Genomic DNA, 14,328 nt, shown 5'->3' on the forward strand with positions numbered 1-14,328 from the left:
TGAAATCCTTGAGAACAAGCTGTCAACTTTTTTTATACCACATCACTGCTTATCGACATTGAGAACAGTATCAAGGCAGCGCAGAGTAAGGGCTATGAACAGTGGGCGAAAATCCACAATCTGAAACAGGCAGCTAAAACAATGAATTTCTTGACGGAACATAAGATTGAGCAGTACGCGGATTTAGTCAGCCGGATTGAGGAAATGGCAGCGGAAAGCGGACAGGCGGCAGACGCATTGAAGAACGCCGAAAAGCGGCTTGCGGAAATGGCGGTGCTTATCAAGAATGTTTCCACCTATCAAAAGACAAAGCCTGTCTATGACGCATGCCTTTTAATTATACTCATATTGTAACAGAGAAAGAGAGGTGCCGGAGTAATCCGGGAATTGGAGGCATATATGTACGGAGCAATTTTAGGAGATATTATAGGAAGTCCGTTTGAGTTTGACAGAGGTGATAAAACAAAGAATTTTGATTTGTTTAGTGAAGGCTGTGGCTTTACAGATGATTCTGTTATGACAATAGCAGTTGGAGAAGCTCTCCTGGCAGTCGGACCGGAAGCAGCAGTAAAGAAAATTGAAGATGCGGTAGCATCCAATATGCAGGATTGGGGAAAAAGATATCCACATGCAGGCTATGGTGGAAGCTTCAGACATTGGCTTAAAGAAAATAATCCGAAGCCATACGGAAGCTATGGAAATGGTTCAGCCATGAGAGTGTCAGCAGTAGGCTGGCTTTATGATTCGATGGAAAGAACCAGAGAGGTAGCTAGAGCTACAGCGAATGTGACACATAATCATCCAGAAGGTATAAAGGGTGCAGAGTCAACTGCAAGTGCAATATATATGGCAAGGAATGGATCTTCAAAAGAAGAAATCAAAACTTATATCGAGAGGGAATTTCATTATGATCTGAGTAGAACATTGGATAATATCCGAACCTACTACCATCATGTTGAAAGCTGTCAGGAAACAGTACCAGAGGCAATCATCGCATTTCTGGAATCCAAAGATTTTGAGGATGCCATACGGAATGCAGTATCACTTGGTGGAGATACGGATACGCTTGGTGCTATTACAGGAAGTATTGCAGAAGCATTTTATGGGATCCCAGCTGTGCTGATTGCAGAGTGTAAAAGCCGGATTGATAAGGGACTGATGACGGATGTTCTTGATGAATTTGATCATGTACTTGGCAGGAGCGTGGATACTTATTCAGATGAAGTGGATGAGACACAGGCAAATCAGATGATTGAGGCAGCAATCGACCAGTATTATATTCAGCAGGATAAAAATGGAATGCTGTTATTTATGGAAGTTATGGTAACAAGAATGCAGCAGGCAGGAGAAGTTATTGTTCCATATATCACGGAAAATCCTTTTATGTCGGAAGAACAGATAAGTAAAGTAAAGGCTGGTGACACGATTTCGCTTGACCATGATGTAAGACTTAAAATAGAGACTGTAAAAGATTCTGATGAAAAAGAATGGATTGGAGTATTTACATCTTCTGAAGAGATGCATAAGGGTTCTGCTGGAAATGTGCAGATGAATCAGTCTATTGAATCAATACTTCGTCTGGCACTTAATTGGGAACAGGTGAATGGAATTGTGATTAATCCGTTTGGTAAGTATATTCAGATGACAAAGAAGATGATAGAGCTTTTAATCAATGGGTATGAATATAATGAGAATGAAAGGAAGAGCAAAGATGATGAGAACAATTAAAGTTACAGGAAAAGGGAAAATAGCAGTAAAGCCGGATAAAATCCGGTTATATGTCAACAAGGAAGAACTTTGCAAAGAATATGAAGATACTCTCCGAAGGTCAACAGAAGATACAGAGCTTCTCAAGGATTTGTTTGAGAAACTTGGTTTTCAGAGAAAAGACCTTAAAACAGTATATTTTAATGTCGATACAGAATATGAAAGCTATCAGGACAGAGATAAGAGCTGGAAGCGAAGATTTAAAGGTTATAAGTATAATCACCATATGAAAATAGAGTTTGCAGCTGATAATAAAAGATTAGGGCAAGTCCTTTACGCTTTGGCTCATAGCTCATTAAGGCCAGAGTTTTCTATTGAGTATACAGTGGCAGATGTAGAAAAATGTAAAAATGAGCTGTTACATAAAGCAATCGAGGATTCCATTCAAAAGGCACAGGTGCTTACAACAGCAGCAAATGTGAAATTGGGTGAAATACAGGCAATTGATTATTCTTGGGGAGAGATAGATTTTGTAACAAAGCCATTGAATGAAATGAGATTAATGGAGTGTACGGAATGTGAAATGAGTGCACCGGGAGCATATGATATAGATATTGAGGCAGACGATATTAATGTTATTGATACGGCAACTGTAATATGGGAAATTGCATAAAGAGGAAGATATAAATAGATTAGACGAAAAGCAAGAGGCACCGTTAAAGTAGGTACCTCCTTCTTTTTAGAGAGTTAGCTCTTTTTCTGATATGGGAATTTGCATCTCCGGAGCATTAAGTAGTGCTGTGAAATTCTGTCTAATGATATTCAGTGTCTTCTGCTTTTTCTGCAATTCTTGTTTTTCCCGGACAGTAGCAGCTTGTTCAGATTCAAGATTTTCTATCCTCTTCTGGATTTTATTAGAGCTTGGGATTTTGGTAACACCGAGATCCTGAAGCTCTTTTTTTAGTGAATCGTGCAGTTGGTATTCTGCTTGATGTTTGGTTCGGTATGCTTTTGGATTTTTAGCAGATTTGCAATCTTCAATCACTTTTCGGCAGAGACGGTAAGAATCACAGTGTTTTTGAATGATTTTCTGTGTGCTCAGCTCACTGTTGATTTGCGTTATTCTTTGATCAGCCGCTTTAACAGAAGCATCAACATCAGAAACATGCTGTTGGAAATCTTCATAATTCAGCAGGTTATTTTCGGAAAGATAGTTGAAGGTGCGTGCCGCTTCTTTCAGGTTATTTAGTTTTGCCCATCGTTCAAATCCTTCTCGATTGCCGGTCGTAACATAAGTGGAGATATTGATATACAGGCGAGCTTCTCTGGACAGATGCCTTGGAGCTTTTATTTTGTTACGGTTTTTTGCCAAACGGATGCGGACATTTTCTTCTGAATAATAGCTTCCAAGAGATTTCATATAAGTGAAGTTTTTCTGTTCCGGTGCACAGAAGGACAGGTGTTTTCCCTGTCGGACTTCATATCCGGCTAACTGCATTTTTTGTAAAAATTCCTCATAGTTGATGGAAGTCCAGATTGCTTTATCAACTGCAACACGTAGCTTGGCTTTCCAGCTGGTGCCACGATGATATTCCATGTTCTCCTTATAACTTTTGCCTTTTTCTCCGGTTGGCATACTGGTGGCAAGTCCATTTTCATGGCAGATACGATTACTGATCCGGCAGATTTTATGGTAGCTCCGCTTATTGGAAACATACTTGTGATGATCAACAAAACTTGCTGCATTAAAGATGATGTGGTTATGGATATGATTTTTATCAACATGGGTGCTTATCACATATTCATATTTTCCTTTCAGTACTTCGTTTGCAAATTGTTGCCCTAAGCGATGGGCAGTTTCGGCATCAACTTCTCCAGGTTTAAATGACTGGATCAGATGAAATGCCAGGTTATCACCTTTGTCCATTCCATTCTTTTTTGCCATTTCTCTTGTCATAGAAAATTCAAGATCTGCAGTTTCCGGGGAACAGCCAAAACTGGAAACTAACAGTTTTTCATCTGTTTTATCTGGATTCGTGATGTAGTCCAGAGCTTTCTTGTCTGTTACTTTAATTGGGAAGATCTTAAGATACGCCATAATTCTTTCACCATCTCTTTTAATTCTTGCTTTTCTTCCGGATACAGATCACCGGTGCTGTTTACTTTTTTGGCAATCTGATTAATATTCACACCGATCTTATGCATTTCCTCATACTGTTTCTTCAGTGGAGTGGTATCGGTGTTGACGATGTAACCGTCGATTGCCATTTTACGAAGATAAGCTCCCATATTTTTTGTCTTTGATTCAATCATCTTTCTACGAATAAGCTTTTTTTCTTCTGGGGAAACACAAAACAAAATCTGTATATTTCTTTTTCTCTTTGCCATAGGCAGATTCTCCTTTCTTTGGTTCTTCGAAGTAGTGACTTCTGTGTTTTTAATTTAGGGCAGGGTTCCCTAAATTGCTGGTTTTCCGGAAGTGTATATACACTTCCTGTCCTTGCTATTTACCGGTGGCACAGCCGCCGGAAGAGAGTCTTAAAAAAGAACCCTCTATAAATAAGGTACTGAGAGAAGAAAAAGAGGACATCGAAGCTCAGAAGTATGACGCAAGCATGATTCTGTGGTATAGTAAAATCTGAATGAAAAAGAAGAAAAGAGGTCAAACCGATGTCACGGAAAAACCATAAGATGATAGATGGGAGATTACTGCAAACGAATAAGAAGTATTCCCAGTTAAAAATGAAGCAGAAAGAAAAGATTGCGGAATGGATGTTTCAGGCAACCAGAGATTATTATATGAAAAAATGTACTTTTCCGAGTGACAAACATCTGGAAGAAGTGGTGGATTCTGTTTATGAAAAAATTGAAGATGCAGAAATCTGGATTCCGTATGGAGAGGTCTTCAAGCATTATAAATCCAAACGATCGGATATCAACAAACGTGTCAGAAAATCTCTGAATGAAAAAGAAGAGAGTCAGATTGAGAAGGTCTGTTTTATGAATATGTGTATGATTCAGGATCATAAAGGGAATGTACTGGCTCTGGATAAAGTAAATGATAGCTATACCGGTACAACTTTTCCAGGCGGTCACGTAGAAGCAAATGAGATTTTTCAGAAATCTATGATTCGGGAAGTCTGGGAAGAAACAGGACTTACGGTTGAAGCACCGAAGCTTGGAGGATTATATCATTGGCATAAGAGCGGAGTGCACTATGTTATTACCTTGTATAAAGCGGATAAGTTTACCGGAGAATTAAAGAGTTCTGAGGAAGGAAGAGTTTATTGGATTCCGCTGGAAGAGTTAAAAACAAAAGAACTTGCTACAGGTATGGAACACGTTTTGCGGATTCTGGAATCAGAGAAGGTGGACGAGTGCTATATGCATCTGGAAGCAGATGGATATGTGGGAGACTTGTATTAAAGAATTACATGAGAAATGGCTGCCTGCTCATTGGAGAAAAGACAGCCATTCTTTATAAGATACATCATTCATCTATTCTGTTTTTTGCGGTTCGTTTTTGGAAGTGAAATTAATATATTTGGCACGTTGTAAAATTGAAATAACTGCATCAATGCTTTCAGGATTGGAGAAGCTCATGATAAAAGGTTCTTCTTTAAATTCCATGGGTTCGAACCCAGGATTCTGATCTGGATTCTTGAGTATATGGATGGGACGTGCACTCTGATTATAAAATGCCAGTTGTGCGGAATCTGTAGTGTTACCGATGACACCAATGCCTACATCCCCTTTTCCAAAGTCTATTCTATGTTTATTTAAGTTGATCATTTTCAAAAATCTCCTTTTTCAAAAATAGCATATTTAGTAATTTTCTATTATTCCCGAAGTAGGGATATCTTTTAAAAAGTCACTGTTGGAAGTAATCGGAGAATCTACAATCTGAACACCGCTACGTTTCATCATTCGGAATTTGAAATCAAGAAGTTCCGGTGGAACTTTCAGTTCAGCTGCAGCCTGGAAAAATGACATATCAGCGTTAAGCATCTCCAGGACATCTTCATCCTCCAGAAGATAATCAGCGGCAAAGCAATTCGCTTCATATTCACATTGTGATACTCCATCGAATAATTCAAAATCATGAAAACACTTGATCTGAAGGGTTTTCTGATGAAGGAGTGCGTGCCCAATCTCGTGGATCAGGATAATCTGCTGTATGATTTCCGGCAGATCGCTGTTAATGACGATGCAGGTCTTTCGACATTCCCGCATACAGAAGCCTTTACAACAGTTTGGATCAGTTCCAAGCGGAAGCTTCTTAACAATAATATGCATAGCGGCTGCAAGGCGGTACGGATCACTTTCCTGATATTTTGTTTTTACTTTATTAACAGTGTCTCTTATACATTTTGAACTCATAAAAACACCTCGATATTTCATAAGATAGTTTGCTACAAGTATAGAGTAGCAAAAGTGCTGTACGAAAATACGGACACCTATGAATCACTTTCCGTTTCAGTGTTTTTCTTTTTCCGTCCAAATGTCTTTTTAGCTTCCATCTTACAGGAAAGATATGCTTTGGTTACAGCTTGATAGAAAGCATCTTTTGCTTCTTCGTCAAGTTCGCCACCAGCGAAAAGAGCACGGTTGGCTTCGAGAATCTCATTGATGTCCTTGGCTCCTTTTTCACCAAGCTGTCCATTGACTTCATCAATATAATCCATTTTTTCAATTCCATAAGAAGGATCTGTAATCTCGTCATGTTTTAAATAATCATAAGAGACATTTAATGCATGAGCGAGCTTTCTCATAGTAGAGATTCGTGCGATGGTGCCGGAACTTTCATAAGCTGCGATTGCACGCTGTGATACGCCGACCAGTTCTGCAAGTTCTTTCTGCGTCAGATGATTCTGTTCTCGTTGAAATTTAATCTTGTCTGAAAAATTCATAGTGGGATCCTTTCCAAGTTTTTGAAATCGTAACTTCATCAACTTTATAAAAACTATTGACAGAGTTCATTATCACGTATAAAATACAAACAAATGTTCGTGAAGTTAGTAGAAATTATAATTCAAAAACTTCACAAAGTCAATATGAAGCAAAGAAGTTTTATTACGATTTTTAGACTGGTAGGTGAATGTTATGAGCAGGACAATTCTTCATTCAGATATGAATTGCTTTTACGCAAGTGTCGAGATGTTGCATCATCCGGAACTTGCCGGAAAGCCGATGGCAGTTGGGGGCGATCCGGAAGCAAGACATGGAATTGTGCTGACTGCGAATTATATTGCAAAGCGAGCCGGAGTAAAAACAGGTATGGCATTGTGGCAGGCAAGGCAGGTTTGCCCGGAAATAATTTTTGTACCGCCTCGCATGGATCTTTATTTGAGGTTTTCCAGAATGGCACAGGAGATTTACAGTGAATACACAGATCAGAGAGAACCATTTGGGATTGATGAAAGCTGGCTGGATGTAACTGCCAGCACTTCTGTCAAGGGAGACGGAATGAAGATTGCAAAAGAGATCAGCAGTCGGATTAAATATGAACTAGGTGTTACCGTAAGTATTGGTGTTTCCTGGAATAAGATATTTGCAAAGCTCGGTTCTGATTATAAAAAGCCAGATGCCATTACAGAGTTTTCCAAAGACAATTACAAGGATATTGCATGGAAACTTCCAGTAGGAGATTTACTTATGGTCGGACGAAGTACTGAACGGACGATGAAGAAACTTGGCATTTGTACGATTGGAGATTTGGCAGGAGCAGAATCTTCTATATTAGAAACATATCTTGGAAAGATGGGATTGGTACTTCATACCTTTGCAAATGGATGGGATGAAACTCCAGTTTCGGTAGAAGGATATAAAGCACCAATCAAGTCTATCGGGAACAGCACAACAACGCCAAGAGATCTTGTTAGTGAATTGGATGTCAAGATTATTTTGATGGCTCTTTCAGAGAGTGTAGGAGCCAGGCTGCGTGAAAATGGTTTTCAATGCAGGACAGTAGAAATCTCGATTCGGGATAATGGTCTGTATCATTTCACGAGACAGTGCAAGCTGGACAGGGCAAGTAATCTTACAGAAGAAATTGCCAGAACTGCATTTGAGTTATTTCAGAAAAATTATAACTGGGAACATCCGATTCGTAGTCTTGGTGTTCGAGGATGTGATCTGGTATCAGAAGAGATGCCTTATCAGCTTGATTTATTTATGGATGAAACAAAAAGAGAAAAAATCAAAAAGATGGACCAGGTGGTAGATGAGATCCGTGGAAGGTTTGGCTATCAGAGTATTCAGAGAGCATTTATGTATCAGGATAAGATACTGGCACAGCTGAATGCTAAGGAACATACGGTTCATCCACAAGCATATTTTCATGGATAGGAGAGAGCAGGTGTTTTGTAATGACAGCTAAAGTGTATGTAGATGTCCTGGCGGTATTTAGCCGGGAAGGAGAATTGATCCCTACAGCGTTTGTCTGGGAAGATGGACGTAAGTATGCGATTGATAAGGTTTCAAAACCGGAGCGTTGTGCCAGTCGAAAAGCTGGTGGAACCGGATATCGTTATACCTGTCAGGTGGGCGGGAAAATCTGTCATCTGACTTATGAAGAAAATTATAAATGGTTTATGGAACGTAAATAACGGTGCCCTAAAAGGGAGCCCTGAATCAGGGCCCCCTTTGGAGAGATAGATATTCGATGAGAACATCAGCAGTCGGGGATACATCCTTTCCCGTGAGAACCGATTGCTTTCAATAGATCATACAGTTGCCGGTCAGCCAGAAATAGAAGCTATCCCACAGCGGATATTTCTGCGGAATCTGCATGAAGAGATGTTAGGACAGTGACAGACTGTGAATGGAACAAACAATACAATGATTGGTCTGGCTGCGGAAGCGGTCGGGAAGGAGGACAATTATGCAGAGAATACAGGATATGTTTATCAATATGGAAGAAGTGGCAGAGGATGCTTATAAGAATACGGAATTATTGCTGAGTCAGTATACCAAGGTAATGTTCCGTATTGAGAAGAATCTTGTGGATATAGATTATGAAATGTATGCAGAAGAAGGGAAGCATCTGAAGGAAATGTTATATGATCTGGTAGATTTCGATGCGACTGCAGAGAAACGCAGAATTCAGGAAAAGCTTCTGAATAATGATATGAATCTCTGTTTGCTGGAAATAATGAGAGATTCCCTGATAGCTTTGAGGGATTATCCAAAGAATGGACAGCTGTATTATCGGCTTTTGAAATATAGATATTTTGAAGCAGGAAATACCAATGAAGATGTGATGCTGATGCTGGATGATATGCCAAGCACCACTTACTATCGAAACCGTAAGAAAGCAATCCGGTTGTATGCAACAATGCTCTGGGCATTTACACGACCGGAAAAGATACAGAATAAGATGGAGGAAATAAACTGGAAGAAAAGTGGAAGTAAAGTGGCAGTGAACTGACAGTAAACTGGCATGTGAATGGTATTACAATGAAAATACGTGCATGTTAGAATTGATATGCTGAGAGAAATAGACCTTCGCAGACGTAATGTTTGCGGAGGTTTTTCTTTTCTCAAATTATAAGGCGTCAGGCTGTGCCCGGAAGGGCATGGCCTTTTTTTATACCCAAAAACAGGTTGCAGATTTGAAAAAGCTTCCTTTTTAACAGGTAGATGCCGGAAAGGAAGAGCATATCAAGATGCAGGGAAGAGGCAGGCATTATGCCAGATATCCATGATTTTCGATTTGTCACAAATCAACAAAAACGACAAATCGGAGGAACAATCATGGAAAAAAGAAAATACACATTTTACGACAGATACCAGAAGGTGAAATACGCTAATATTACTGCAGAGGAGCTGGAAGTTCTTAATATTTCTTATAATAAGGAACATTATATGTTCGATCAGCAGCATCAGAGAAATAATACAGTATTATTTTGTGGATTAGAATCAGAGAACGGTTGTGCGACAGACTTTATCGCAGATAGTGGACGTGATATTGCATCGGATATCACAACTGAGATCTTCTTCAAAGAACTCTTCAGTGATCTGACAGAGAAAGAAAAGAAAATCGTGAGCGATTATTTTATCATGGGAAAACAGGTTAAGGAAACAGCAGAGGAACTGGGCATCAGCACACGTCAGGTAAGTAGAGACAAGAAAAGTGCTTTGGCAAAAATGTTAAAGAGGATGAAAGCAGCTGGATATGAATCATATGCTGAGGCGGCTGGTGCATTTCTGCAGGAAAGCGATTATATTCCAACACAGATGGAAACACAGAATTCTATTATGAAGAAAAGGACCGGAGAAGTGAGACTGCCATCAGATCATAAGATGAAAAAATAAATTAGTTAAAAATTAATCATGATAATAATGTGATGATATCACAGAAAACAAATGAATTTCAGATTATAATAAAGCCACAAAAGAAAAAACAAGGAGGACTGTAAAATGTCTGCTATTAATATCAATAAAAATAATTTTCAGAATGAAATAATGGATTCCGAGAAAACCGTTCTTTTAGACTTTTGGGCTCCTTGGTGTGCTCCTTGTCGTATGGTGGCTCCTATCATAGAGGAGATAGCAAGTGAACGCCCTGATATCAAAGTTGGAAAGATCAATGTGGATGAGCAGCCAGAACTGGCAAGTAAATTTGGTATTATGAGTATTCCAACTTTGGTGGTTATGAAGAATGGGAAGATTGTAACAAAAGTTTCAGGGGCAAGACCTAAGAAGGCAATCTTAGAGATGCTTTAAGGAGGTGCGTTAATGGGATTTTTTGATTTTTTAAAACAGGCGAATATTAATCAAGGGATAGAGGAATATAAAAAGACTGCTGGTGCAGTTCTGCTGGATGTTCGTACGCCGCAGGAATATCAGGAAGGGCATATACCAGAAAGTAAAAATGTGCCATTGCAACAACTTAACAATGTTGTTTCGGTAGTGAAGAATACAGAAATACCGCTGTTTGTATACTGTTATTCCGGAGCCCGAAGTCGTCAAGCAACTGGGATGTTGCAACGAATGGGATATTCTAAAGTAAATAATATTGGTGGCATTGCTGCTTATTCAGGAAAGGTGGAAAAATAAGATGAAGGTAATAATCGTAGGCGGTGTAGCCGGAGGAGCTACAGCTGCAGCAAGAATACGAAGATTGGATGAACATGCAGAAATTATTGTGTTTGAAAGATCCGGATACATATCCTATGCGAATTGTGGGCTTCCATATTATATCGGAGACGTGATCACAGACCCGGAAGAACTTACACTACAGACACCAGAGAGTTTTTTTAAACGATTCCGTATTAACATGAAAATTCATCATGAAGTTATCTCCATACATACGGAACGAAAAACGGTTTCAGTGAAAAATTTAGAGAATGGTGAGATATTTGAAGAAAACTATGATAAGCTGATCCTCTCTCCAGGTGCAAAGCCAACACAGCCGAGACTTCCCGGAGTAGGTATGGATAAACTTTTTACACTTCGTACTGTAGAAGACACTTTTCGGATAAAGGAATATATAAATAAGAATCATCCAAAATCGGCTGTATTGGCAGGTGGCGGTTTTATTGGTCTGGAACTGGCAGAAAATTTGAGGGAGCTTGGCATGGATGTTACAATTGTCCAGCGGCCTAAGCAGCTGATGAACCCATTTGACCCGGATATGGCATCCATGATCCATAATGAAATGAGAAAGCATGGGATAAAACTGGTACTGGGCTATACAGTAGAAGGATTTAAAGAAAAGGACAATGGAGTAGAGGTTCTATTAAAAGATAATCCATCCCTTCAGGCTGATATGGTGGTGCTGGCAATCGGAGTTACACCAGACACAGCATTAGCAAAAGAAGCTGGTCTGGAACTTGGCATCAAGGGAAGTATCGTAGTGAATGACAGAATGGAAACTTCTGTACCGGATATTTATGCAGCAGGTGATGCAGTTCAGGTAAAACATTATGTTACGGGTGATGATGCGCTGATCTCTTTGGCCGGACCAGCCAACAAGCAGGGCAGGATCATCGCTGATAATATTTGTGGTGGTGACAGCCGTTACCTGGGCAGTCAGGGAAGCTCCGTTATCAAAGTATTTGATATGACAGCAGCCACTACAGGTATCAATGAAACCAATGCCAAAAAGTCAGGATTAGATGTAGATACAGTAATTCTTTCTCCTATGAGTCATGCCGGTTACTATCCTGGTGGAAAAGTGATGACCATGAAGGTGGTTTTTGAAAAAGAGACTTATCGTTTGCTTGGTGCTCAGATTATTGGATATGAAGGAGTTGATAAACGTATTGATGTGCTGGCAACAGCAATTCATGCAGGGCTGAAGGCAACCCAGCTGAAAGATCTGGATCTTGCATATGCACCGCCGTATTCCTCTGCCAAGGATCCTGTAAATATGGCAGGATTCATGATAGACAATATAGCAAAAGGTACCTTAAAACAATGGCATCTGGAAGATATGGATAAGATTTCTAAAGATAAAAGTGTTGTATTGCTGGATGTGAGAACTGTAGGTGAGTTTAACAGGGGGCATATGGATGGATTCAGAAATATTCCTGTAGATGAACTAAGGGAACGTATCAATGAAATTGAGAAGGGAAAGCCTGTTTACTTGATATGCCAAAGTGGTCTGCGCAGCTACATTGCCAGCCGTATTCTGGAAGGAAACGGTTATGAAACATACAACTTCTCCGGTGGATTCCGCTTCTATGATGCAGTGGTTAATGACCGTGCGCTGATTGAAAGGGCATATGCATGTGGTATGGATTATTAAAAAATAATCACAATAATTTTATAATTTACTTGTAGCGTAAAAAGATCCCCCATTTATTAGAATGACTTTCACAATTCTGATAAATGGAGGATTCTTTAGATGTCATAGAAAAACAGTTTTATGATCTTTGTAGTGTTTCCAGTCTTTTCGAATCAAGGATGGTGATTTTGCCGCGTGAGAGTTTGACGAGACCCTCGCCCTGAAAGTATCGAAGCATTCGAGTGATCACTTCCCTGTGGGAACCAAGATGGTTTGCGATAGTTTCGTGAGTGATTTTCAGTTCATTTGTTCCTTCGATAGAGGTCTCTTCTAAAAGAAATGAAGCAACACGCTTATCCAAACTCTTCCACATGATCTGTTCAATCAGCCACATGACATCAGAAAAACGGCTAGCCATTAATTCATTGGTATAGTTTGCGACGGGAGCCGATTCCTTCATGATGTCCTTATAGATTTCAGCAGGGATGATCCAAAGATCAGTATCTTTTTCTGCTTCAATGGTTACTTCAAATTGAATGGACTGCATGATACATGAGGCGGATAAAAGACACATATCCATATCGAACAGGCGGTAAAGTGTAATTTCTCGTCCTTCATCTGAAAGTATGTAAGTTCGAAGCTGCCCGGATTTAACCAGTAATAATCCAGTACAATCCAGGTTTCCGTTGTGAATGATCGTTCCTTTTTTTACATCCCGTGTAATCAAATTGTCTGAAATTACTTTTTTCTGTGCTGTATTTAAGTCATTCCATAGTGGAAAATAATTTTCGAAGCTCATAACAGTTATCTCCTTTACGAACATAGTATACTTACTTTTTTTAGATGCGTCAATTACATAATTGACATATGCCATAAATAAAAATATACTGACTATAGTACATGACTGTTGTGAATATGAGGGAGGGATAAATAATGCAGGGAGATGTCAGTTTTACATTTTTGGACCGAATTGAAGAAGTAGAACTGAATATTGTAGATAGACGATGGCAGTCTGCACTGGCATTGGCATTGACTTTGCCAGATATTTGCGGAGGTATTGCTTTCCCGGAAATTGTTAAACATTATCGAGATGGCCGGGTTATGCTGGATCGGCAAAAGAATCCGACCCGTGATGTGGGAACCCAGTATATTCGCTGGTTTGATGAATATGCAGGGGACTACTTTAAACTATCTCAATCCGATGAAAAGCCATATATTTGCGGAGAACGCTGTTGGCAGCTTCGATGTGAATATCTTCATCAAAATAAAGGATTTTTGAATGATGAAAATAATATACGCTTTCATCTTGGACTAAACTGTGGAATGTCAGTTTGTCAGTTGGAAAGTATGAACATACAGGAGAACGGAAACGATATTCGTATAGACATAGAACAGTTTTGTCTGAGGATGTGCAAGGCAGCAAAGAATTATTATGATAAAGTTCATTTGGAAAAAGACTTTAGTCTCTATAATACACCAGTTTTGGATTTTATTCAGGTAACACAAAAAAAGAAAGCTGCTTCTATTATTGCACTGGTCTGTGGCAGTGAACGTTATGCAAAAGGATTAAAAGAAACATTGCAATTTATTTCAGATCAGATCATGCTGTTTTACACACCGGAAAGTGCTAAAACAAGATTAGGCAGACATAAGCCGGATCTTTGGATTGTTACCGAAGATATGACGAGCCAACCGAATCAGCCATGGCGTGCGGACAGGACAACACCTGTAATTTTAATCACAGGCAATCCTGATGCTGTTGAAATTAAAAAGAATTCAGGAAAACTAACTGTTCTTTCTATGCCATTATCAATAGTTGATTTGCGGAAAACCGTCGAAATATATGTGTCGTGAGGAGAAGTTTATGCTGTACATAATACTATTATTTG

At 39.4% G+C, this 14,328-nt stretch carries 17 protein-coding genes and 1 pseudogene; 12 read left to right on the top strand and 6 right to left on the bottom strand.

The features are described from left to right. Positions 1–42 precede the first annotated feature (42 nt). The 3 genes and pseudogenes from DW922_RS02710 to DW922_RS02720 form a co-directional block, all read left to right on the top strand. A pseudogene (locus DW922_RS02710) lies at positions 43–327 on the top strand (endonuclease); the annotation flags it as partial. Positions 328–399: 72 nt separating this feature from the next. After that, the gene (locus tag DW922_RS02715) at positions 400–1,728 is read left to right on the top strand and encodes an ADP-ribosylglycohydrolase family protein (RefSeq protein ID WP_114001571.1); all 1,329 of its coding nucleotides are present in this window, start codon (positions 400–402) and stop codon (positions 1,726–1,728) included. Beyond that, on the top strand, positions 1,712–2,380 hold the full coding sequence (locus DW922_RS02720) for an SIMPL domain-containing protein (protein ID WP_114001570.1): 669 nt from the start codon (positions 1,712–1,714) through the stop codon (positions 2,378–2,380). Before DW922_RS02715 ends, DW922_RS02720 begins: the two co-directional genes overlap by 17 nt. 66 nt (positions 2,381–2,446) lie before the next feature. On the opposite strand, the gene DW922_RS02725 is transcribed toward DW922_RS02720, so the two are convergent. Next, complete coding sequence (locus DW922_RS02725; RefSeq protein ID WP_114001569.1) at positions 2,447–3,805, bottom strand: relaxase/mobilization nuclease domain-containing protein; 1,359 nt, start codon at positions 3,803–3,805, stop codon at positions 2,447–2,449. Further along, the gene (locus DW922_RS02730) at positions 3,772–4,095 is read right to left on the bottom strand and encodes a MobC family plasmid mobilization relaxosome protein (protein ID WP_026650133.1); all 324 of its coding nucleotides are present in this window, start codon (positions 4,093–4,095) and stop codon (positions 3,772–3,774) included. The genes DW922_RS02725 and DW922_RS02730 overlap by 34 nt, the downstream gene beginning before the upstream one ends. Positions 4,096–4,377: 282 nt before the next feature. On the opposite strand from DW922_RS02730, the gene DW922_RS02735 reads away from it, so the two are divergent. After that, a complete protein-coding gene (locus tag DW922_RS02735; RefSeq protein ID WP_049946956.1) occupies positions 4,378–5,133 on the top strand; it encodes an NUDIX domain-containing protein in 756 nt (251 codons plus the stop codon). Positions 5,134–5,205: 72 nt separating this feature from the next. On the opposite strand, the gene DW922_RS02740 is transcribed toward DW922_RS02735, so the two are convergent. From DW922_RS02740 to DW922_RS02750, 3 genes are all read right to left on the bottom strand, one after another. Next, positions 5,206–5,499 (bottom strand): hypothetical protein, encoded by a 294-nt coding sequence (locus DW922_RS02740; protein WP_026650130.1) that lies wholly within the window; start codon positions 5,497–5,499, stop codon positions 5,206–5,208. Positions 5,500–5,532: 33 nt separating this feature from the next. Continuing rightward, positions 5,533–6,087: an ImmA/IrrE family metallo-endopeptidase gene (locus DW922_RS02745; protein ID WP_055182584.1), complete on the bottom strand. Its 555-nt coding sequence runs from the start codon at positions 6,085–6,087 to the stop codon at positions 5,533–5,535. A 77-nt stretch (positions 6,088–6,164) separates the two neighbouring features. After that, a complete protein-coding gene (locus DW922_RS02750; RefSeq protein WP_095906919.1) occupies positions 6,165–6,617 on the bottom strand; it encodes a helix-turn-helix transcriptional regulator in 453 nt (150 codons plus the stop codon). 193 nt (positions 6,618–6,810) lie between these two features. On the opposite strand from DW922_RS02750, the gene dinB reads away from it, so the two are divergent. The 7 genes from dinB (at position 6,811) to DW922_RS02785 (ending at position 12,460) form a co-directional block, all read left to right on the top strand. Further along, the gene (dinB, locus tag DW922_RS02755) at positions 6,811–8,055 is read left to right on the top strand and encodes a DNA polymerase IV (RefSeq protein WP_095906918.1); all 1,245 of its coding nucleotides are present in this window, start codon (positions 6,811–6,813) and stop codon (positions 8,053–8,055) included. Positions 8,056–8,075: 20 nt separating this feature from the next. After that, entirely contained in the window at positions 8,076–8,315 is a 240-nt protein-coding gene (locus tag DW922_RS02760; protein ID WP_026650126.1) for a hypothetical protein, read from the top strand. A 275-nt stretch (positions 8,316–8,590) separates the two neighbouring features. Continuing rightward, positions 8,591–9,136 (top strand): hypothetical protein, encoded by a 546-nt coding sequence (locus DW922_RS02765; RefSeq protein ID WP_026650125.1) that lies wholly within the window; start codon positions 8,591–8,593, stop codon positions 9,134–9,136. Between the two features lie 260 nt (positions 9,137–9,396). Next, a complete protein-coding gene (locus DW922_RS02770; protein ID WP_182439088.1) occupies positions 9,397–10,023 on the top strand; it encodes a sigma factor-like helix-turn-helix DNA-binding protein in 627 nt (208 codons plus the stop codon). A gap of 105 nt (positions 10,024–10,128) precedes the next feature. Then, positions 10,129–10,434, top strand: coding sequence for a thioredoxin (gene trxA, locus DW922_RS02775; protein ID WP_028086464.1), 306 nt, complete (start codon positions 10,129–10,131; stop codon positions 10,432–10,434). 12 nt (positions 10,435–10,446) lie between these two features. Further along, positions 10,447–10,767: a rhodanese-like domain-containing protein gene (locus tag DW922_RS02780; RefSeq protein WP_028086465.1), complete on the top strand. Its 321-nt coding sequence runs from the start codon at positions 10,447–10,449 to the stop codon at positions 10,765–10,767. A 1-nt stretch (position 10,768) separates the two neighbouring features. Further along, positions 10,769–12,460, top strand: coding sequence for an FAD-dependent oxidoreductase (locus DW922_RS02785; protein ID WP_114001567.1), 1,692 nt, complete (start codon positions 10,769–10,771; stop codon positions 12,458–12,460). A 118-nt stretch (positions 12,461–12,578) separates the two neighbouring features. On the opposite strand, the gene DW922_RS02790 is transcribed toward DW922_RS02785, so the two are convergent. Further along, positions 12,579–13,313: a Crp/Fnr family transcriptional regulator gene (locus DW922_RS02790; protein WP_338126087.1), complete on the bottom strand. Its 735-nt coding sequence runs from the start codon at positions 13,311–13,313 to the stop codon at positions 12,579–12,581. A 59-nt stretch (positions 13,314–13,372) separates the two neighbouring features. Between DW922_RS02790 and DW922_RS02795 the strand changes: the two genes are divergently transcribed. Next, positions 13,373–14,293: a hypothetical protein gene (locus tag DW922_RS02795; RefSeq protein WP_114001565.1), complete on the top strand. Its 921-nt coding sequence runs from the start codon at positions 13,373–13,375 to the stop codon at positions 14,291–14,293. The last annotated feature ends 35 nt before the right edge of the window (positions 14,294–14,328 follow it).

The organism is Clostridium sp. AM42-4 (assembly GCF_003480105.1).
Taxonomy (GTDB): Bacteria; Bacillota; Clostridia; order Lachnospirales; family Lachnospiraceae; genus Brotaphodocola.